The 17,620-nt window shown below is 75.0% G+C and carries 19 protein-coding genes; 10 read left to right on the forward strand and 9 right to left on the reverse strand.

Going from position 1 to position 17,620, the window contains the following annotated elements:
* Positions 1-88: 88 nt before the first annotated feature.
* The 4 genes from BM064_RS23785 (at position 89) to BM064_RS23800 (ending at position 4,082) form a co-directional block, all read left to right on the forward strand.
* Positions 89-1,582 (forward strand): phosphomannomutase/phosphoglucomutase, encoded by a 1,494-nt coding sequence (locus BM064_RS23785; RefSeq protein ID WP_092865082.1) that lies wholly within the window; start codon positions 89-91, stop codon positions 1,580-1,582.
* A 564-nt stretch (positions 1,583-2,146) separates the two neighbouring features.
* A complete protein-coding gene (gene mlaD, locus BM064_RS23790; protein ID WP_092865084.1) occupies positions 2,147-2,602 on the forward strand; it encodes an outer membrane lipid asymmetry maintenance protein MlaD in 456 nt (151 codons plus the stop codon).
* On the forward strand, positions 2,599-3,384 hold the full coding sequence (locus BM064_RS23795) for a class I SAM-dependent methyltransferase (protein WP_092865087.1): 786 nt from the start codon (positions 2,599-2,601) through the stop codon (positions 3,382-3,384). The genes mlaD and BM064_RS23795 overlap by 4 nt, the downstream gene beginning before the upstream one ends.
* The gene (locus BM064_RS23800; RefSeq protein ID WP_092865090.1) at positions 3,381-4,082 is read left to right on the forward strand and encodes a DUF2155 domain-containing protein; all 702 of its coding nucleotides are present in this window, start codon (positions 3,381-3,383) and stop codon (positions 4,080-4,082) included. The genes BM064_RS23795 and BM064_RS23800 overlap by 4 nt, the downstream gene beginning before the upstream one ends.
* Here BM064_RS23800 and aat read toward each other — a convergent pair.
* Positions 4,019-4,675, reverse strand: coding sequence for a leucyl/phenylalanyl-tRNA--protein transferase (gene aat / locus BM064_RS23805; protein WP_245779270.1), 657 nt, complete (start codon positions 4,673-4,675; stop codon positions 4,019-4,021). The genes BM064_RS23800 and aat overlap by 64 nt on opposite strands.
* Before the next feature lie 146 nt (positions 4,676-4,821).
* Positions 4,822-5,871, reverse strand: coding sequence for a DUF2235 domain-containing protein (locus BM064_RS23810; protein WP_092865093.1), 1,050 nt, complete (start codon positions 5,869-5,871; stop codon positions 4,822-4,824).
* Between the two features lie 352 nt (positions 5,872-6,223).
* On the opposite strand from BM064_RS23810, the gene BM064_RS23815 reads away from it, so the two are divergent.
* Positions 6,224-6,583, forward strand: coding sequence for a hypothetical protein (locus tag BM064_RS23815; RefSeq protein ID WP_092865096.1), 360 nt, complete (start codon positions 6,224-6,226; stop codon positions 6,581-6,583).
* A 310-nt stretch (positions 6,584-6,893) separates the two neighbouring features.
* Here BM064_RS23815 and BM064_RS23820 read toward each other — a convergent pair whose 3' ends face one another.
* Entirely contained in the window at positions 6,894-9,182 is a 2,289-nt protein-coding gene (locus tag BM064_RS23820) for a xanthine dehydrogenase family protein molybdopterin-binding subunit (RefSeq protein ID WP_092865099.1), read from the reverse strand.
* Positions 9,183-9,428: 246 nt separating this feature from the next.
* Here BM064_RS23820 and BM064_RS23825 point away from each other — a divergent pair, with 246 nt between their 5' ends.
* Positions 9,429-10,001, forward strand: coding sequence for a hypothetical protein (locus BM064_RS23825; protein WP_092865102.1), 573 nt, complete (start codon positions 9,429-9,431; stop codon positions 9,999-10,001).
* Between the two features lie 168 nt (positions 10,002-10,169).
* Here the strand turns inward: BM064_RS23825 and BM064_RS23830 are convergent, their stop codons facing one another.
* Positions 10,170-10,883, reverse strand: coding sequence for an HAD family hydrolase (locus tag BM064_RS23830; RefSeq protein ID WP_092865105.1), 714 nt, complete (start codon positions 10,881-10,883; stop codon positions 10,170-10,172).
* Positions 10,884-11,083: 200 nt separating this feature from the next.
* Here BM064_RS23830 and BM064_RS28405 point away from each other — a divergent pair, with 200 nt between their 5' ends.
* The 3 genes from BM064_RS28405 to BM064_RS23845 all read left to right on the forward strand — a co-directional run bounded on the left by BM064_RS28405 (position 11,084) and on the right by BM064_RS23845 (position 13,694).
* Positions 11,084-12,427: a calcium-binding protein gene (locus BM064_RS28405; protein WP_092865108.1), complete on the forward strand. Its 1,344-nt coding sequence runs from the start codon at positions 11,084-11,086 to the stop codon at positions 12,425-12,427.
* Positions 12,428-12,538: 111 nt separating this feature from the next.
* A complete protein-coding gene (locus BM064_RS23840) occupies positions 12,539-12,991 on the forward strand; it encodes an acyl-CoA thioesterase (protein WP_092865111.1) in 453 nt (150 codons plus the stop codon).
* Between the two features lie 193 nt (positions 12,992-13,184).
* A complete protein-coding gene (locus tag BM064_RS23845) occupies positions 13,185-13,694 on the forward strand; it encodes a pyridoxamine 5'-phosphate oxidase family protein (protein WP_092865115.1) in 510 nt (169 codons plus the stop codon).
* A gap of 153 nt (positions 13,695-13,847) precedes the next feature.
* On the opposite strand, the gene BM064_RS23850 is transcribed toward BM064_RS23845, so the two are convergent.
* Entirely contained in the window at positions 13,848-14,267 is a 420-nt protein-coding gene (locus tag BM064_RS23850; RefSeq protein WP_092865118.1) for a VOC family protein, read from the reverse strand.
* 37 nt (positions 14,268-14,304) lie between these two features.
* On the reverse strand, positions 14,305-15,243 hold the full coding sequence (gene ttcA, locus BM064_RS23855) for a tRNA 2-thiocytidine(32) synthetase TtcA (protein WP_092865121.1): 939 nt from the start codon (positions 15,241-15,243) through the stop codon (positions 14,305-14,307).
* A gap of 170 nt (positions 15,244-15,413) precedes the next feature.
* Between ttcA and BM064_RS23860 the strand changes: the two genes are divergently transcribed.
* Complete coding sequence (locus BM064_RS23860) at positions 15,414-16,007, forward strand: hypothetical protein (protein ID WP_092865124.1); 594 nt, start codon at positions 15,414-15,416, stop codon at positions 16,005-16,007.
* A 246-nt stretch (positions 16,008-16,253) separates the two neighbouring features.
* On the opposite strand, the gene yidD is transcribed toward BM064_RS23860, so the two are convergent.
* The 3 genes from yidD to rpmH form a co-directional block, all read right to left on the reverse strand.
* A complete protein-coding gene (gene yidD, locus BM064_RS23865) occupies positions 16,254-16,523 on the reverse strand; it encodes a membrane protein insertion efficiency factor YidD (RefSeq protein ID WP_092865127.1) in 270 nt (89 codons plus the stop codon).
* The gene (gene rnpA, locus BM064_RS23870; protein ID WP_245779271.1) at positions 16,520-16,984 is read right to left on the reverse strand and encodes a ribonuclease P protein component; all 465 of its coding nucleotides are present in this window, start codon (positions 16,982-16,984) and stop codon (positions 16,520-16,522) included. The genes yidD and rnpA overlap by 4 nt, the downstream gene beginning before the upstream one ends.
* 290 nt (positions 16,985-17,274) lie before the next feature.
* Entirely contained in the window at positions 17,275-17,409 is a 135-nt protein-coding gene (rpmH, locus tag BM064_RS23875) for a 50S ribosomal protein L34 (protein ID WP_092865130.1), read from the reverse strand.
* Positions 17,410-17,620: the final 211 nt, after the last annotated feature.

Consider the following 17,620-nt stretch of genomic DNA (forward strand, 5'->3'; position numbering starts at 1 on the left):
CGCAATGCCGGGCCGGGCGGGCCATAAAACCTCTCGCGCAGGGCGTCGCCCGGCGCGCCGCAGGCCCGAAGACCTCCCGGAGCAACAGATGCCCAAGCCGCTTCCCGCCGTCGCCGCCAACACCTGGGACGAGCTGCGCGAGCCGATGATCGTGCCCACGGGCTTCCGCGAGTACGACGCCCGCTGGCGCTTCCCGCAGGAGATCAACCTGCCCGGCATGACCGCGCTGGGCCTGGGGCTGGGCACGCAGATGCACGAGGCCGGCGTGCCGCTGCGCATCGCGGTGGGCAACGACTACCGCTCCTATTCGCTGAGCATCAAGAACGCGCTGATGCTGGGGCTGATGCAGGCGGGGATCGAGGTGCTGGACATCGGGCCCGCGGTCTCGCCGATGGCCTATTTCGCGCAGTTCCACCTGGATGCGGCGGTGGCGATGGTCACCGCCTCGCACAATCCCAACGGCTGGACCGGGGTGAAGATGGGCTTCCACAGGCCCCTGACCCACGGGCCGGACGAGATGGCGCGCCTGAAGGCGATCGTGCTGAACGGCGAGGGCGTGGAGCGGCCCGGCGGCTCGATCAGGCGGGTCGACGGGGTGCGCGAGGCCTATCTCGACGACCTGGTCGGGGACTTCAAGCTCTCGCGCCCGCTGAAGGTCGTCTGCGCCTGCGGGAACGGCACCGCCTCGCATTTCGCGCCTGAGCTGCTGGCGCGCATCGGGGCCGAGGTCGTGCCGCTGCACTGCGGGCTGGACTACGACTTTCCCAACTACAACCCCAACCCCGAGGCGATGGAGATGCTCCATGACATGTCCCGGGCGGTGCGGGAGAGCGGGGCCGACCTGGCGCTGGGCTTCGACGGGGACGGCGACCGCTGCGGGGTGGTGGACGACGAGGGCGACGAGATCTTCGCCGACAAGGTGGGCGTGATCCTGGCGCGCGACCTGGCGCCGATGCACCCCGGCGCGACCTTCGTCGCGGACGTGAAATCGACCGGGCTCTTCGCCTCGGACCCCGAGCTGAAGGCGCACGGGATCAAGGCGGATTACTGGAAGACCGGCCACTCCCACATGAAGCGGCGGGTGAAGGAGCTGGGGGCGCTGGCCGGCTTCGAGAAGTCGGGCCACTACTTCCTCGCCGAGCCGATCGGGCGCGGCTACGACTGCGGGATGCGGGTTGCGGTGGAGATCTGCAAGGCGCTGGACCGCAATCCGACCAAGTCGATGTCCGACCTCAAGCACGCGCTGCCCAAGACCTGGTCGACGCCGACCATGTCGCCGTTCTGCCCGGACGGGGAGAAATACGGCGTCATCGACCGGCTGGCCGCGACGCTGACCGCGATGGCGCAGGCGGGCGAGAGCCTGGCGGGCCGGAAAATCGTCGAGGCGATCACCGTCAACGGCGCCCGCCTGATGCTGGAGAACGGGGCCTGGGGCCTGGTGCGCGCCTCCTCGAACACCCCCAACCTGGTGGTGGTCTGCGAGAGCCCGGACTCCGAGGCCGAGATGCGCGCGATCTTCGAGGACCTCGACGCGATCATCCGCACCGAGCCGACGGTCGGGGAGTACGACCAGAAGATCTGACGCAAGGCCGTCTCCCGGGTCCGGAGGCGCCCTGCGGGCGGGCTTGGGCCTTGGGGGGGCGGGGCGCCTGGATCGGGGGAGGGCGGAAGCCTCCGGCGGGCTCCTGACTCACCCGGGAACAGGGCCGCGCCTGTTCCCCGCAGCCGTCCGTCGCCGATGGATGCCTGAGCGACTCGCCCCCTCCGGTCAAGGACAAGCCCCGCTTCGCGGGGTCGCTGCGCGATCCTTGACCGGAGGGGGCGAGTCGCTCTTTCCGGCATCCGCGACGGACGGCTCCGGGGAACAGGCGCTTCGCGAGGGGGGGCGTTCCGGGCGCCCGGGGGCGGGCGGCGCCGGGCCCCGGGGGGTTGCGCTGCGCGCGAGGGCGCCCATCTGCGAGGGCTCGAGACCCCGTGCGCGCGGCCGTACGGGCGCCGCGCAGGGCGCGTGCGGGGCTGCGGCGGCGTCGCGGATTGCGCAATCCGCCCGCAGGCGGCAACCTGCCGCCGAAATTTCGCCCGGGTCCTGTGATCCCCGGGCAGGCGACGAAGCAGGCAGGCGCGCCCGGGCGCGGAAAGGAACACGATGGCGAGCAGCGCGGCGGAGACCCTGATCGGGGCGGCGGTGATCGCGGTGGCCGCCGGATTCCTCGTCTACGGCGCCCAGACCGCGGACCTGGGGCCCGGCGGCTCGGACCGCTACGAGCTCAAGGCCGCGTTCCGCAAGGTCGAAGGTGTGTCGGTCGGCGCCGACGTCAAGATCGCCGGAGTGAAGGTCGGATCGGTGTCCTCTCTGGAGCTCGATCCCTCCACCTACCAGGCCGTCGCCATGCTCAGCATCGACGGGTCGGTGAAGCTGCCCGACGACTCCGACGCCGCCATCCAGTCCGAAGGCCTGCTGGGCGGCAATTACGTCGCGATCACGCCGGGCGGCTCGGACCTGATGCTCGCCCCGGGGGAGGAGATCCTCTACACCCAGGGCTCGGTGAACCTGATGGACCTGGTGGGGCGGGCGATCTCCTCGGCGGGGGCCTCGGATTGACCCGCGCCCCCGCTCCTGAACAGGCCGCCCCCGACCACTGGGACGCCAGGGGCTATGCCCGGGCCGCGCGGTTCGTCTCGGACCTCGGCGCGCCGGTGGCGGCGCTGCTCGATCCGCGCCCGGGCGAGCGGATCCTGGACCTCGGCTGCGGCGACGGCGCGCTGACGGCGCGGCTGGCCGAGGCGGGCGCGCGCGTCACCGGCGTCGACGCCTCGCCCGACATGGTCGCCGCCGCCCGGGCGCGCGGGATCGAGGCGCAGGTGATGGACGCCGCCGCGCTGACCTTCGCGCGCGAGTTCGACGCCGTCTTCTCCAACGCCGCCCTGCACTGGATGACGGACGCCGAAGCCGTGCTCGCCGGCGTGGCCCGCGCCCTCGTCCCCGGCGGCCGCTTCGTGGCCGAGCAGGGGGGCATGGGCAACGTGGCCGCCATCCGCACCGCCCTGATCGCGGTGCTGGCCGAGGAAGGCGTGAGCACCACGCTCCACGACGTCTGGCGCTTCCCCTCGCCCGCCGAGCAGACGGCGGCGCTGGAAGCCGCGGGCTTCGTCGTGGAAACCATCGAGCTGATCCCCCGCCCCACCCCCGTCGCCGCGGGGATGGAGCAGTGGCTGGCCGTGCTGGCCGCCCCGGCGCTGGCCAAGCTCCCCGAAGCGCGGCGCGAGGCCGCCCGCGCCCGGGTCGCCGCCCTCGCCGCCCCCGCCCTGCGCGACGGCGCCGGGAACTGGACCGCCGACTACGTGCGTCTGCGCTTTCGCGCGCGACTGGAGAGAGCCGAATGACCCTCGGACCGATCCGCATCCCCCGCCGCTGGCGGCCCCGCGCGGGCCTGCTTCTGGCGCTGGCCGTCTCGGCCCCTGCGCTGGCCCTGGCCCAGGCCCAGGGGGCGACCTCGCCCACGATCTCGCTGGCCCAGGCCCCCTCGGGCATCGAGACCTGGACCGAGCGCCGCGCCGCGCCCGAAAGCGCGCTGCCCGGCGCCCAGGGGGCCGCGCTGCAGAACACCCAGGGGCCGATGGGCCTCGAGGAGGTCACGCCCGGGCGCGACGTGCCCGCGGGCGACCGCGGCTCGTTGAACGACAACTTCCGCCAGGTCCCCCGGGACGAGGCCGGACGCCTGCGCGAATACGAGCCGCCCAAGCCCGAGCGCCGGCCTTCGGTCGCGATGGAGGGGGCGCGGCTCAAGGTCCTCGACAAGATGACCGGCCAGGTGGACGAGATCGACCTCAAGGTCGGCGAGACCCGGGTCGAGGACCGGCTGGAGCTCGCGCTGCTGACGTGCCGCGCGCCGGAGGAGGACGTCCGCCAGGACGCCTTCGCCTATCTCGAGATCCGCGACCTGCGCGAGGATGCGCCGCGCTTCGCGGGGTGGATGTTCGCCTCCTCCCCCGCGCTGTCGGCCATGGACCACGCGCGCTACGACGTCTGGGTGCTGAGCTGCAACGCGAGGCCGGGCGAGGCGTCGCCGGGCAGCGAGTAGAAGTCGGCCCGCGACTTCACCGCCTCCTCCAGCATCTGGTGGTAGCGGGCGCGGGAGATCTCGATCGCGCCCAGGCGGCTGAGGTGGGCGGTCACGAACTGCGTGTCGAGCAGCTTGAATCCGCCCGCCCGCAGCCGCGCCACCAGCCACACCAGCGCGATCTTGGAGGCGTCGGTGCGGGTCGAGAACATCGACTCCCCGAAGAACGCCGCGCCGAGCTGCACGCCGTAGAGGCCGCCCGCCAGTTCGCCGTCCATCCAGATCTCGACCGAATGGGCGTAGCCCAGCCGGTGCAGCGTGCCGTAGAGCTCGCGGATCTCGGGGTTGATCCAGGTCTCCTCGCGCGCCGCGCAGCCGTCGAGCACCTGCTCGAACGCGCGGTCCACGGTGCAGACGTGCCCGTCGCGCTTCATCCGCTTGGCGAGGCTTTTCGGCACGTGCAGCCCGTCGAGCGGCAGGATTCCGCGCCGCTTGGGGTCGACCCAGAAGATGTCGTCCGCGTCCGCCGACTGGGCCATCGGGAACACGCCGGCCGAATAGGCCCGCAGAAGCAGGGTCGGGGTGATCTCCAGCGGTTCGATGGGCTCGCTCATCGCGGCGGACGCTCCTGACCGGAAGCCGAAGGATAGGCACGGGCCGCGGGGCTGCGCAACTTTTCGTGGCGGCAACCGGCCGGCGAACAGCCGCAGCGGGCGGTCTCGGGCGGCGGATCGCGCCTCGCGGCGGGGCGAGGGGGGCCTCAGGCCTGTTCGGGGGCCGGGGGCTCGGGCAGGGGCGGCGCCACGCCCCGCGCCAGCGGGCGGTAGCCCAGGCGCACCATGCGCAGGGCCGCGGCGGGGTGCAGGACCTCGCCGTTCTCGGGATGCACGCGGCGACGCTCGCGGATCACGAACATCTGGCCCGAGCCGCGCCGCGCGCCGCGCATCGGCGCGGTGGCGTCGGGCATGACCCGCTCGCGCCAGTCGGGGGGCAGGGGCAGCCCCAGGGCCTCCGACCGCTCCAGCATCCAGTTCAGCGACAGGTCGGCCAGCGGACGGGCGGCCTGGAAATGGCCGATATGCCCGCCGACGTCGCCATGGGCGCCGGGGAACCAGACCTGCTCGACCCGACCCGGGTGCAGGTGGTCGAGCCGCCAGATCTCCGGCCGAAACGCCACCCGGTCCTCGTCCAGCGCCAGCGCGTGCAGCCCGTGGCCGACGTGAGAGCCGAGGTGGTGGTCGTGGAACTCGGTCGCCATCGGGTGCAGGAAGGACAGCACCGGCCAGGGAATGCCCAGCGCCTTCACCGTGTCCCAGACCCCGATCACGTCGATCAGCGCGGGCTCGGGGTGGCCGTGCAGGGCGCGGAACGCCGCCGCCCGGTCGCGGTCGCCGGCTTCGTAGAGGCGGAAGGACCGCTCCACCCGCCGCTGGATCGCCCGCTCGGGGCGCAGCAGGCCCACGAAGCCGATCAGCCCGGCCAGCGAGCGCACCGCGTAGGCGCCCCGGGAATAGCCGTAGAGGAAGATCCGGTCCCCCGGCCGCCAGCGCGACGACAGCCGCGCGTAGCCGTCGAGGATCGCGTCGTTCAGCCCCAGCCCGATCGCCGCCCGCAGCCAGCCCCTCGGCCCGCGCCCCTGCACGCCGGGATGGTGGTCGACCCGCAGGCCCGCGCGCGGCCCGCCCCGGGTCAGCATCCGGAACAGGCGGCCGGCATGGGTCTCCTGCCCCGGTTCCAGCGAGGACAGGGTCCCGTCGACGATGAAGACATGGGTGCGCGGGGGGCGGGGAGGGGAGGCGGGCTCGGTCATGGCGGCGGCCCGGAGGGGCCGGGAGATCTCCGGACGGGGGCGGGGACCCGGAAAGTGGGGGGCGAGGGGGCCCCGGTGCAAGAGGCGGCGATGCGGCCGGCAGAATCGCTGCGATGCAGCGAAAGCGGCGGCGCGGCGCCGGGACCCGGGCGCCCGGGCGCCGGGGCGGAGGCGGTCCGGCGCCCGTCCGGCGCCGATCCGGCGATGCTACGGATCCCGGATCGAATGCCTCGGATTGCTCCCATCCTCCGCCCGGTTTGCGCCTCATTTACCCCCGACGTGGCACATCGAACCCGTGGGAAGCGGCGCGGCAGGGAACCGGCCGCAGGAACGAGCGGAGCGTTGGACAGAGATGCGTGACCTGATCTTCATGGATTGCGGCCCCGAGGCCGCCGAGCAGGCCGAGCTGTGGGCTGGCGGCGCCCTGGCGCGCGCCGGCGTGTCGGAGGCGGAGGCCGCCGCCTCGGCCGCCCGCCTGGCCGAGGGCGTGCGCGCCGCGGCCGCGGCCTTCGAGGCGCAGGGCGGCGGCGCCCGGCCCCAGGCGATGCTGGTGCTCAGCGACGAGGGCGGCCGCCTGTCCTTCGAACTGGTGGCCGACGGCCGCCTGCCGCGCAACGCCGCCTGCGCCTGCGGCGAGGGCGCCTGGACGCCGGCCGACCGCGCCGCCGCCGGCGACGGCGCCGTGCGCCTGACCATGGCCGCCGTCGCCTGAGCCGCACGCCGCGGCGCGGCCGGGACAGGGACCTTGGCGGTCCCGCCCGCCCGCCCGTCGCAAGCCGCAGGTCGCCCGGCGCAGGACGGACGCGCGACGTGGATCGCCCGGTAGGACGTCCGCGGCCCCCATCCCTCGCCCGCCGTGGCGTGGCGCGGAGCGCCCGGACCGATGGTCCGAGAGCCGGCCCCGGAATGACGCAAGGCGCGCCCCGCGGGGCGCGCCTTGCTGGTTTCAGCGCCGGCGGCTCGCCCGCGCGGCGACGGGGCAGGCGGCGCCGCGCCGACCCCCGCGCCCCCGCGCCGCCGTCTCAGGCGGCGTTGAGGTAGCTCCAGACCCGCACCGGGGTGAACGGGGGGGCGGCCGCCTCGACGCCCGCCGCCAGCAGCGCGTCCTGGATCGCCAGCGCCAGCGCCGGGATCGCGCCGACCGCGCCGGCCTCGCCGCAGCCCTTCACCCCCAGCGGGTTGGTGGTGCAGGGGATCTCGTTGAGCTTGAACGAGATCGGCGGGAAGTCCGAGGCCCGCGGCATCCGGTAGTCCATGAAGGTCCCCGACAGCGGCTGCGCGGTGTCGGGGTCGAAGACCATCACCTCGCCCATCACCTGGCCCGCGCCCTGCACCAGCCCGCCATGCACCTGGCCCTCGACCAGCAGCGGGTTGACGATCTTCCCGAAATCGTCGGCGATCGAGTAGCGGGTGATCTCCACCGCGCCGGTCTCGGGGTCGAGCTCCACCTCCGCCACGTGGCAGCCGTTGGGGAAGGTGGCGACGCGGTCGTTGACCTCGCCCAGTCCCTGCACGCCGCCCATCTGCCCCGCCGCCTCGAACAGCGTGACCGAGCGGTCGGTGCCCTTGATCCGGAAGCGCCCGCCGTCCTCGACCGAGTATTCGATGTCGGCCCTGGCCGCCTCGAGCAGGGCCGAGGCGCCGTCCATGGCCTTGTCGACCACGTCCTTGGCCGCCAGCATCAGAACCCGGCTCGCCATGATCAGCGAGCGCGAGCCGCCGGTGCCCCCGACCGCGGTCAGCACGTCGGAATCGCCTGCCAGCAGGCGGATCTTCATCGGGTCGACGCCCAGCTCCTCATGCACGATCTGGGGCCACACCGTCTCGTGGCCCTGGCCGGTGGACTGGGTGCCGACGGCGAGCGTGATCTCCCCGTCCGGCTTCACGTCCATCAGCGCGCTCTCCGCGGGGCCGCCGCCGGTGCGCTCGAAGTAGTAGACCGCGGCGATGCCGGCGAGCTTGCCGCGGGCCGCGGCCTCGGCCCGGCGCGCCTCGAAGCCCGCCCAGTCGGCGGCGGCGGTGGCGTCGTCGACGTTGCGCGCGGGGTCGGCGCTGTCGAAGACGCAGCCGCCGTGGTTGGTGTAGGGCGTCTGGTCCGAGGTGATCAGGTTGCGCTTGCGGAACTCGGCCCGGTCGGCCCCGAAGGCGCGGGCGGCGGTCTCCATCAGCTGCTCGGTGATGTGGATCATCTCCGGCCGCCCGGCGCCGCGGTAGGCGTCGGTGGGCACGGTGTTGGTGAAGGCGCCCTTCACCTCGTGCCGCCAGACCGGCACGTCGTACATGCCCCCCGAGATCGGCACCGAGAAGAAGGTGTGGATGGCCGCGCCGAAGGTCGAGTAGTAGGCGCCCAGGTTCGAGACCGAGCGGAAACGCATCGCCAGCACCTTGCCGTCCGCGTCGAAGGCGCCCTCGGCCAGCGTCAGCAGGTCCCGGCCCTGGGCGTCGGACAGGAACGCCTCCGAGCGGTCCGCGGTCCAGCGGATCACGGCGCCGAGGTCCCTGGCCCCGATCGCGATCAGCGCGTCCTCGGGGTGGGCCTGCAGCTTCATGCCGAAGCCGCCGCCCACGTCGGGGGTCAGCACGCGGATGGTCCCCGCGTCCACGCCCAGCTGGCGGGCGAGCTTGCCGCGCAGGTTGTGGGACCCCTGGGTGCCCGCATGGATCTCCCACCGCGCGCCGTCCCAGCCGATGCGGGCGGCGCGCGGCTCGAGCGAGGCGACCACGATGCGGTTGTTGACCACCTCGACCGAGACGGTCTTCGCGGCCCTGGCGAAGGCCGCGTCGGTCGCCTCGGCGTCGCCCATCCCCCAGTCGTAGGAGAGGTTGCCCGGCGCCTCGTCATGGAGCTGCGGCGCGCCGGGCTCCAGCGCCTCGCGCTGGCCGACGACGACGGGCAGCTCCTCGAGGTCCAGCTCGATCAGCTCGGCGGCGTCGCGGGCCTGGGCGAGGGTCTCGGCCACGATCATCGCCACCGGCTGGCCGACGAAGCGCACGCGCTCCCTGGCGAGGTGGGGCATGGCCACGGGCTTCGCCGGCTCGACGCCCTCGCCGGTGCTCTCCAGCGGGAAGTCGTTGGTCAGCGGGTTCAGCCGGCCCTCGATCTCGGCCCAGGTCAGCACCAGCCTCACCCCCTCGGCCTCGCGCGCGGCGGAGACGTCGAGCGAGGCGATTCGGGCGTGACCGGCGGGCGAGCGCAGGAAATACGCGTGCAGGTCGCCGGCGGCGTGGATGTCGTCCACATAGCGGCCTTCGCCTTTCAGGAAACGCACGTCCTCGCGACGACGAATGGGCTGGCCGAGACCGAATTTCATCAGCAGGCTCCGAATTTTGCGGAAAGATGCGCGGAGGGTCGCGCGGCGCGGCGATCGACGTTACTATTGTCTGGACAGACTGTGCAACGGGCCGATGAGTCGGCCGCCGGCAGGCAGTATCTGAAGATTGCGTGAACGATTTCACTGGCGTTCATAGAAGCGCGACGTTAATCTTCAGCAGTGTATCGAGCGTGTTGTGTGCGTGCATGCGGTGGAGTGAGTTGCGTGCGTGGTGACGACAGACTGATGACGATTCTGACCGGAGTCGTCTTGACAATCGCCCTGGGCGCCGTGGTCCAGAGCGGCGATCTCATGGAGCGCTTCGGCGCCGGACCCGGCATCCATCCCCGTGACGACGTGGTCGCGCTCGCCGCCGGCGACGCCTACGCCATCGACGTTGTCGCCAACGACCGCGGCGCGGTGGAGGGCGACGGCCGACGGGTGCTGATCATGACCGCGCCGGCCTGCGGCGTCGCCTATCGCTCCGGCGACCGGGTGGTCTACCAGGCCGGGACCGACTGCGCCGGCCTCCAGCGCCTGACCTACTGCATCGCCCGCGGCGACGAGTGCCCGGGCGCCGAGGTGACGCTTGACGTCGCCTCGGTCGAGGTCGCCTCCAGCCCCACAGAGACTCCGGTCCAGCGCCTGGCCGAGCGGCCCTCGCGTCCCTCCGACGCGGAGGTCTCGATGATGCCCGGCGGCTCCGGCTTCACGCTGGAGACCGAGGCCGCGCCGGGCGACCGTCCGCTGGCCGGCCTGAGCACCGCGCTCGGCTCGCTGGCGCCTGACGAGACCCGGTCCGAGCCCGCGGCCGAGTGATCCGGCGGGCCCTGCGAAGGGCCCGGATGCGGGAAAGCCCCGACCCATTCGGCCCGTCCCCGGCGGGCCTCGACGCAGCGGGTCCCTCGCCGGGGCCCGGCGCGTTCGCGGCCGCCCCCGCGGCGGGCCGGCGCGGCCCCGACCCGAGGCCCGCCCTCAGGCCTGCCCTCAGGCCCGCCCCAGCCGCTCCAGCAGGTCCGGCAGCTCGACGATGGAGCCGAGCACGTGGTCGGCGTGGGGGGCGAGCTCATGCGCCTCCGCCGGCCCGGTCAGCACGCCCACCACCAGCCCCGCGCCTGCCGCGCGGCCCGCGCCCAGGTCGTGCAGGCTGTCGCCGATCATCGCCACCTCGCGCGGGTCCAGCCCGGCGGCGGCGGCGAAGGCCAGCACCATCCCCGGCCCCGGCTTCAGCCCGTGGCCGCTGTCGTAGCCGGCGATGAAGTCGAAGCGGTCCAGCGCGCCGAGGCTGCGCATGTGGGCGCGGGCCGCCCGCTCGGAATCGTGGGTCGCCACGCCCAGCGCCAGCCCGCGGGCGCGCAAGCCGTCCAGCAGCCCCGGCAGGTCCGGCGCCGCGGCCGTGGGCCCGTCCAGCACCGCGGCGGCGGCGCGGTCGTCGATCTCCGCCTCCAGCTCCGCCGCGTCGCGCCCGGGCAGGTGCGGGGCCCAGAGCGCCGCCACCTCCGCCGTCGAGCCCGCGACCACCGGCGAGCCGGCGCGGAACCGCCGCGTCGCGGGGTCCAGGCCCGCCAGGTCGCCCAGCAGGGCGCGCAGCTCCAGGTCGTCGGGGGCGACGGCGGCCAGCGAGTCCTCGACGAAGCCGCGCCAGGTGGCCTCGAAGTCCAGCAGGGTGCCGTCCTTGTCGAAGAGAATGCCCCGGATCATGCCTGCCCGCCCCTCGTGTCTGCGCCGCGACCTCGCCTCCGTGTCTAGCCGCCGACGCCCGCCGGGGAAAGCCGCCGCGGGCGCCTGATGCTCGCGGTGCGGGCGGGTGCGGGCGGGAGACGCACGCAAGGGTTGATCGTGCGCCACGCCCCGTGCAGGGTGGGCGGCGGAGCGCGGGGCGGCGCGGAAAGGCCGGCCCCATGGCGAGGCTGACGATACGGGCGGGCGATCCGCCGGGCGCGGTGCGCTACACGGCCCAGGCGGCGCTGGACGGGCTCGCCGTCCTTTCGCCGCAGGTCGGCCCCCTGCGGCCCCGGCCCGACGGCCGCGAGGCGCTCCAGACCCTCCAGGGCCCCGAGGATCCGTTCCTGGTCTTCGCCCGCACGCTGACCGTCTCCTGGCGGCTGGACGCGCAGGGGCGGGCGACGCGCGCGCTCTCGGCCTTTCTCGAGCGGCCGGACGGCGAGGTCGAGTGGCGCTTCGTCGCCGTCGGCGCCCGCGCCGGCCGCCTGCTGGGCGCGGCGGTCGAGGCGGTGGGCGCGGGCGGCGACCCGATGCGCCCCCTCGCCCAGGTGGCGCAGCGGGTCGAGGGCGGGCGCGGCGACGACACGCTGGAAGGCGGGCTGCGCGACGACGTGATCGCGGGCGGGCGCGGCGACGACCGGCTGCACGGCTCGGCGGGCGCCGACCGGCTGGACGGGGGCGCGGGGGAGGACCGGCTCGACTACGCCCAGCTCGGCGCGGCGCTCGGCCTCGGCCCGCGGCAGGCGGGCCTGCGGCTCGACGTCGAGGCGGGGCTCGTGCGGCTCCCCGGCCGGTTCCGCGACGCGTTCGAGGATATCGAGGGCTTCGCCCTGACCGACGCCGCCGACCGGGCCCGGGACGGGCGCGGGGCGAGCTTCGTCGCGCTCGGCGGCGGCGCCGACCGGGCGGCGATGGGCGGGGGCGACGACCGGGTCCACGGCGACGGCGGCCCCGACCGGATCGCGGGGCAGGGGGGCTCGGACCTCGTGTTCGGCGGCGACGGCGACGACCGCCTGAACGGCGGCGACGGCGCCGACGCCCTGTGGGGCGAGGGCGGCGACGACCTGCTGCGCGGCGGCGCGGGAGGCGACACGCTCGACGGCGGCGCGGGGCGCGACCGCCTGTTCGGCGCCGCCGGCGACGACACGCTGCGCGGGCAGGACGGCGACGACGAGCTGGCCGGCCAGGCGGGCGACGACCGGCTCGAGGGCGGGGAGGGCGACGACCTGCTCCGGGGCGGCGGGGGCGACGACGACCTCGACGGGGGCGGCGGCCTCGACCGGCTCGCGGGCGGGCCCGGCGCCGACCTCTTCCGCTTCGGCGCGCAGGGCGGCGAGGCGCTGGACTTCGAGCCCGGCCTCGACCGCGCCGCGCTGGCCGGCGCGGACCCCGCCGACCTCGCCTTCGTCGACGTCGCGGACGGCGTGCGGGTGGAGGCGCCGGAGGACGGCCCCGCGGTCCTGTTCCACGGGCTGAGCGCGGCGCAGCTCGACGACCCGGCGAACTTCCTCCTCGCCTGAGCCCGCATCGGGGCGCGCGCCGGGGTGCGACCGAAGCCGAGCTTAACAACGTCCCCGATTTCATCGAAGGCTAGGGCCGGAGGAAACCCCGACCCGAGAGAAGGAGCCCCGATGCCCCGCGAACGTCCGCTGCGCGACCAGTACGTCCGGTTCGTCCCGATGACCACCCGTCTGAAGGACAACGACCAGTACCTGCACATGAACAACACGGTCTATTACGAGTATTTCGACACCGTGGTGAACCTGTGGCTGATCCGGGACTGCGGGCTGACCCTGCCCAACGGCCCCTACATCGGCATCATCGCCGAGACGCAGTGCTCCTACCTCTCGGAGGTGAAGTGGCCGCAGAACGTGGTGGTGGGGATGCGGATCGACCGGATCGGCTCCTCCTCGATCACCTACGGGCTGGCGCTGTTCGGCGAGGATGAGGCGCGGGCGAACGCCATCTGCCGCTACGTGCACGTCTACTGCGACGGCGCCTCGCGCAGGCCCAGGCCGTTGCCAGACTACATGCTGGCCGAGGCCCGCAAGCTGATGCTGCCCGAGGCGGCGACGGCCGGGTGATCCCGGCCCGCCCGGCCCCGTCGGGCGGGCCGCACGCAGCCCGGGGCGCAGGCGCGCTCCCGCCTCATGGAACCGAGGCGCCGGCGGGTGGAAACGTCGGCCGCCTGCCCGGAAATCGCCATCCCGGGCGACAGGTCCGTTCCCGAGGGCCCCGGACGCGGGGCCGAGCCCGAAAGCGCAAGGGAGCGACCAGATGACCGACCTCAAGAAGGCCGAACGCAATCCCCAGGCCCTGTTCTGGGAGGAGCTCGACGACGTGACCGCCGGGATGCTGGGGGTCGAGGGCATGAAGGCGAACCTTCAGCCGATGTCCCACCATGCCGAGCCCGCCAAGGGCAAGCTGTGGTTCGTCACCCGCCGCGACGCCGAACTGGTGCGCGAAATCGGCCAGGGCGCCACGGCGCGCTACGTGGTGGTGGGCGACGACCACGACTTCCACGCCTGCGCCTCCGGCGCGATCCGCCAGCGCCGCGACGACCGGGTGCTCGACGACCTGTGGAACCCGGTGGTGGCGAGCTGGTTCGAGCACGGCCGCGACGATCCCGACCTGGTGATGCTGGAGATGGACCTGCGCGAGGCCGACGTCTGGGCCTCGACCGACAGCGCCACGCTGTTCGGCTGGGAGATCGCCAAGGCCAACATCAAGGGCGGCGAGCCGGACGTGGGCGTGCGCACCAGGATCGAGTTCGCCGTCGCCGCCTGATCGCGCGGGCCCGATCCCGGGATCCCGGGGCCTCCGCCCGCCCCGGGCCGCCCGCCGCGCGGGCGCGCCCGCCTCACGCCCCCGGCCGCGCCAGCGCGCGGCCGGGGGCGATGCGTTTCAGAGGCGGGCCAGGGGGTCGCGCTGAGGGGCTGCTCAAAGGCCCCAGATCTTCGGCTCGGCGAACTCGACCGAATTGCCGGCGGGGTCGCGGCAGTAGATCGAGATGGCGCCGTTGGGCCACTCGATCCGGGTCTCGATCTCGATCCCGTGCTCGGCGAGCCGCGCAGCCCACCCCTCGATCCCCGGCCCTTCGGCCGAGAAGCAGACGTGCCCCGGCCCATGGGCGCCGTGGGGCGGCACCCGGATCGGCGCGTCGGCCGGGGCGGGGATCGCGGTGGCCAGCGGGTTGAACAGGAACACCATCCCGCCCGCCGCGCGGAAGAAGCGGTGGCGATCCTCGACGGACTGGATCATCTCCAGCCCCAGCGCCTCGCCGTAGAAGCGCGCGGCGGCGTCGAGGTCCTCGGCGTAGAGGCAGGTCTCGAGCACGCGGGGCGGGGCGGCGTCGGTCATGGCGGGACTCCTGTGTCGAGGCGACCGCAGGGCGGGCCTATTCGGCGGCCTGCGGCCTCAGGCGCGGCGGCGCCTCGTAGCCGTCGCCGAGCGCGCCGCCGGGCAGGGCCTCGGCGCGGGTCGGGCCCGCCTCGGCGCCCAGGCCCGCCATCAGGCCGGCGAAGTCGAACAGCGCGGGGTCGGCGAGATGCGAGGGCCGCACGTTGGTCAGCGCCCGGAACATCACCGAGCGCCGGCCGGGGGAGCGGCGCTCCCACTCGTCGAGCATCGCCTTGACCTGCTGGCGCTGGAGGCCCTCCTGGCTGCCGCAGAGGTCGCAGGGGATGATCGGGTAGTCCATGGCCCGCGCATAGCGCTCGCAGTCCTGCTCGGCCACGAAGGCGAGCGGGCGCAGAACCGTCAGGTCGCCGTCCTCGTTGACCAGCTTCGGCGGCATGGAAGCGAGGCGGCCGCCGTGGAACAGGTTGAGGAAGAAGGTCTCGAGGATGTCGTCGCGGTGGTGGCCCAGCACCACGGCCTGGCAGCCCTCCTCCCGCGCGATGCGGTAGAGGTTGCCGCGGCGCAGGCGCGAGCAGAGCGCGCAGTAGGTGCGCCCGGCCGGCACCTTCTCCTTCACGATCGAGTAGGTGTCCTGATGCTCGATCCGGTGGGGGACCTGCATCCGGGTCAGGAACTCGGGCAGGACCGTCGCGGGGAAGCCGGGCTGGCCCTGGTCGAGGTTGCAGGCCAGCAGCTCGACCGGCAGCAGGCCGCGCCACTGGAGTTCCACGAGGGTCGCGAGCAGCGTGTAGCTGTCCTTGCCGCCCGAGAGGCAGACCAGCCAGCGCTGACCCTTCACGGCCATGCCGTAGGTCTCGATCGCCTCGCGCGTCTCGCGGACCACGCGCTTGCGCAGCTTGCGGAACTCGGTGGTTCCGGGCGCGCCGCGCAGCAGCGGCGGGAGATCGGTCTCGGCGGAGGTCGCGACGTCGGACATGAGGCCGCGATAGGGGATCGCGCGGCGGCGCGCAACCGGATTCCGGGGGGGCGGCGCGCCGCGGCGCGCGGGCGCGGACCGCGGACGGCCCCGGGTCGCTCCCCGGTCGGTCTTGCGGCGGGGGGGCGGGCCATCCTATCGTCCCGCCGTCCAGGAGGAGGACCGGGACGATGCCAATCCATCCAGCCGCTTCGCGCCTCGGCACGGCGCTCGTGGGGCTCGCGACGCTGGCCGCCTGCGCGGGGGGGACGCCGGGCGGCGACGCCGGCCCGCCGCCGCGCCCGCCGATGGCCGAGGCCGAGTGCCGGGGCCTGCTGGCCACCGCCTCGCCGCGGACGCTGGCCGCGCAGGGCGCGGCGCTGCTGATCGCCGAACCGGAGCTGATCGAGGGCGGGACGGCCCGTCCCGTCTCCCTGCGCCTGCGCGAGCAGGTCTCGGGCGAGACGGCCTCGCTCGACTGCGTGGACGGGTCGGTGGTCTGGGGGGCGATCCCGCCGGGGCGCTGGAACGTCGAGGCGCTGGTCCCCGCGGGCGGCGCGCCCGGCGCGGCGATCCCGCTGGCGGGCACCGAGGCGGGCGCGGACGAGCTTCGCCTGGGCGCGGGCGAGACCATGCACCTCAGCCGCCCGACCTGGACCCGCCAGGGCGGCGCGCTGAGCTTCCGCTCGCGCATCGATGCGCGCGCCCAGACGGCCCTGGTCGAGCGCATGGCCCCCAACGTCGGCACGGCCCTGCTGCTGCGCGAGCTCGGCGAAGGCGGCTGACGCGCCCCGCGCCGGCCGGGCCGCGGCGCGACGCGCCCGCCCGGGGCGGGCGTCCGGCTCGCCGCGGCGGGTCGGGCGATGCGCCCGGGGCCTGCGGGGCGGGCGAGGTTTCCAGAAGATCGGGAGGGCGTGCGGCGTGGCCGGCGGCGCCGCGGCGCGACGGGCGCGCCTGAGGCGGGCGGTCGGCCCGCCGCGGAAGGGGCTCTGGCGCGCCCGGGGCGGAACCGCGGCGCGCCGGGCGCGGGATCAGGCGGGCGGGGGCCCGTCGCGTCGCGGGGGCACCGGGTCGTGGCCCTCGCCGCCCCAGGGGTGGCAGCGCAAGAGGCGGCGGGCGGCGAGCCAGGTCCCGCGCAGCGGGCCGTGGGTCTCCAGCGCCTCGAGCGCGTATTCCGAGCAGGAGGGCGCGAAGCGGCAGTTGCGGCCGAGCCAGGGGGAGACGAACAGGCGGTAGCCGTGCACCGGCAGCGCGAGCAGGCGCGCGAGGAGGCGCCCGAGAAGGCGCGGGGCGCCCGTCACGGGCCGGGCTTCGCGGGCGGCTTCGGGGCCTTGCCCTTGCCCTTCGCTCCCGGCTTGCGGGGCGGACGGGGGGCGGGCTCGGGGACCGGCTCGCCGCGGGCGCGGGCGGCGTCGGCCTTGTCCTCGCGCGCATGCAGGCGGGTCAGCCCGGCGGCGAGGTCGCCCAGGAGCTCGGGAAACGGCCGCTCGGCGGTGGCGTCGCGCCGCCCGATCAGGACGTAGTCCCAGCCTGGGCGCGCGAGGCCGGGCAGCACCTCGGCCGCGGCCGCGCGCAGGCGGCGCTTGGCGCGGTTGCGCTGCACGGCGCCGCCGACCTTCTTCGAGCAAGTGTAGCCGACGCGGACCGGCGCCTCGGCCGGCTCCTCCGCGCGGCGGCGGCGGGCCTGCAGGTTCAGGCCGGGCAGGCCGAGGCGCTGGCCGCGGTTGGCGGCCAGCACGAAGTCGCGGCGCCGCTTGATCACCGCCGGGCGCCGCCGGGCGGCGGCGTCCGCCCCTGGCGGGGGCCCGACCATGGCCTCCGCGCCGCCCGCGGACGGGGCGGGGACGGAGGCGCCCTCGCCCGGCCCGCGGCCGGCAGGCGCGCAAACGGCGTCGCCGCCGGCCGCGCCCGATGCGTCGGAAGCGGGCGAGGCGGGCTCGTCGGCTCCGGACATGCGGGGCGGCTCGGCGGCGGACATCACCGTCTGGCCTCTCGGCTGCGCGGCGCGGATCGGCGTCGGCCCGCGGGACGGAGCCCGCGGGCGGGACGCGATCAGGCGCTCAGCTTCTTGCGGCCCTGGCGGCGGCGGCGAGCGATGATCTGCTGACCGCTCTTGGTCGCCATGCGGGCGCGGAAGCCGTGGCGGCGCTTGCGGACGAGCCGGCTCGGCTGGTACGTGCGCTTCATCTCGTGTCGCTCCTTGATCGGGGCCCCGGACCGGCCGACCGACGCCCCCTGGCGCCCGCCGCGATCCCGGACCTCGCCCGCACGGCCGCGACTTCGCGCGACGGAGGGGCCTCGAAAATTCCGGAGCCGGTCGGATAAGCGCCACGCCCCCCGCTGTCAATGGCGCAGAGCCCGGGGACGCGCGGCGGGGCGCGAAGAAAGCGCCATCAAC

Origin of the sequence: Albimonas pacifica, assembly GCF_900113695.1 — a bacterium.
Taxonomy (GTDB): domain Bacteria; phylum Pseudomonadota; class Alphaproteobacteria; order Rhodobacterales; family Rhodobacteraceae; genus Albimonas; species Albimonas pacifica.

Bases quoted from the DNA above. Each gene is read 5' to 3' on its own strand.
- BM064_RS23785 (WP_092865082.1), top strand. From the start codon at position 89: ATGCCCAAGCCGCTTCCCGCCGTCGCCGCCAACACCTGGGACGAGCTG.
- mlaD (WP_092865084.1), top strand. From the start codon at position 2,147: ATGGCGAGCAGCGCGGCGGAGACCCTGATCGGGGCGGCGGTGATCGCG.
- BM064_RS23800 (WP_092865090.1), top strand. From the start codon at position 3,381: ATGACCCTCGGACCGATCCGCATCCCCCGCCGCTGGCGGCCCCGCGCG.
- aat (WP_245779270.1), bottom strand. From the start codon at position 4,675: ATGAGCGAGCCCATCGAACCGCTGGAGATCACCCCGACCCTGCTTCTG.
- BM064_RS23810 (WP_092865093.1), bottom strand. From the start codon at position 5,871: ATGACCGAGCCCGCCTCCCCTCCCCGCCCCCCGCGCACCCATGTCTTC.
- BM064_RS23815 (WP_092865096.1), top strand. From the start codon at position 6,224: ATGCGTGACCTGATCTTCATGGATTGCGGCCCCGAGGCCGCCGAGCAG.
- BM064_RS23820 (WP_092865099.1), bottom strand. From the start codon at position 9,182: ATGAAATTCGGTCTCGGCCAGCCCATTCGTCGTCGCGAGGACGTGCGT.
- BM064_RS23825 (WP_092865102.1), top strand. From the start codon at position 9,429: ATGACGATTCTGACCGGAGTCGTCTTGACAATCGCCCTGGGCGCCGTG.
- BM064_RS23830 (WP_092865105.1), bottom strand. From the start codon at position 10,883: ATGATCCGGGGCATTCTCTTCGACAAGGACGGCACCCTGCTGGACTTC.
- BM064_RS28405 (WP_092865108.1), top strand. From the start codon at position 11,084: ATGGCGAGGCTGACGATACGGGCGGGCGATCCGCCGGGCGCGGTGCGC.
- BM064_RS23840 (WP_092865111.1), top strand. From the start codon at position 12,539: ATGCCCCGCGAACGTCCGCTGCGCGACCAGTACGTCCGGTTCGTCCCG.
- BM064_RS23845 (WP_092865115.1), top strand. From the start codon at position 13,185: ATGACCGACCTCAAGAAGGCCGAACGCAATCCCCAGGCCCTGTTCTGG.
- BM064_RS23850 (WP_092865118.1), bottom strand. From the start codon at position 14,267: ATGACCGACGCCGCCCCGCCCCGCGTGCTCGAGACCTGCCTCTACGCC.
- ttcA (WP_092865121.1), bottom strand. From the start codon at position 15,243: ATGTCCGACGTCGCGACCTCCGCCGAGACCGATCTCCCGCCGCTGCTG.
- BM064_RS23860 (WP_092865124.1), top strand. From the start codon at position 15,414: ATGCCAATCCATCCAGCCGCTTCGCGCCTCGGCACGGCGCTCGTGGGG.
- rpmH (WP_092865130.1), bottom strand. From the start codon at position 17,409: ATGAAGCGCACGTACCAGCCGAGCCGGCTCGTCCGCAAGCGCCGCCAC.